Below are 1051 nucleotides of genomic sequence, written 5' to 3' on the forward strand. Positions count from 1 at the left end.
TGCTCGTATGCTAATAAAGTGGACAGATTTTATGCACGCATCCACTGTATAATCACTCAAGGAAGAAAAGAATTTTAGCATATAATAAAACGCCCCGATACTCAAAGGAATTCAAGGATTCAATTATTACTCTTTATTCAGGAAGGACGTTCTTCTAAGTCCCTCGAAAAAGAATTTGGTATGGCCTCAACCACTGTTTTGAAATGGGCACACGGTGCTCAAAAACAAATGATTGGTGATACCATCTACATAAACAATGATATTAAAAAGATTAAAAAGGAAAATGATCGTCTCCGAGAGGAAAATGATATTTTAAAACGAGTGGCGGTATTACTGGCCAAAAATTAAATCGTGATACCGCATTTCCAATTATTCAAGCTAATATCGTTGCTGGTCATCGTGTGACGACTGTACTTCGTGTCTTAAAGATTGCACGGAGTATTTTTTATAATTGGGTAAACTATGTACCTAGTACGCGCGAACAGGAGAATCAAATGATTCAAGGAATGGCCAAAGAAATCTGGCTATCTAGTGACCGTGTTGATAGTTATAAACAAATAAAAATCGCCTTACACCGACAAGGAATCAATGTTGGTGTACGACGATTATGGCAATTATTAAAAAAGGCAAACTGTCAATCAGTGATGACCAAAAAATACCGTAAGCCAGTTCGAAAAGTATTAGCGCATCAGCTAAATTCAGTTCGAGATGGCCGTTTTGTTTCTGACATTTTGTTAGAGGCATTAAGCCAGCATCCAAAATCAGCTTATCTGCATAGTGAGATGGGGAGCGAGTACACGAGTAGTGTTTTTGAAAATTGACTGGAGACAAATCGCATTCGCCACTCCTATTCCAAGAAAGGGCACCCCTATGACAATGCGAGAATCGAGGCTTTTCATTCAATTTTAAAGAGAGAATTGATTTAAGAGTAAATTTGAGCTAATAGCTCGAATTTCGCGGTATATTCATCGATATAATCATGAACAAATTCATACATACGAATCAAGCTCGGCGATGTAAAAAAAGTGTCTAATTTATTGACATACGAGCA

2 protein-coding genes are annotated in these 1051 nt (G+C 37.3%); both read left to right on the forward strand.

Annotated elements, in window-relative coordinates; genetic code table 11:
- Positions 1 to 180 precede the first annotated feature (180 nt).
- A complete protein-coding gene (locus AABI08_RS08380) occupies positions 181 to 348 on the forward strand; it encodes a hypothetical protein (protein WP_338344727.1) in 168 nt (55 codons plus the stop codon).
- A 146-nt stretch (positions 349 to 494) separates the two neighbouring features.
- Positions 495 to 821 carry a hypothetical protein gene (locus tag AABI08_RS08385; protein ID WP_338344729.1) on the forward strand — a complete coding sequence of 109 codons (327 nt, stop codon included), beginning with the start codon at positions 495 to 497 and terminating at the stop codon, positions 819 to 821.
- Positions 822 to 1051 lie beyond the last annotated feature (230 nt).

Source organism: Fructobacillus evanidus (assembly GCF_963580165.1).
GTDB classification, from domain to species: Bacteria; Bacillota; Bacilli; order Lactobacillales; family Lactobacillaceae; genus Fructobacillus; species Fructobacillus evanidus.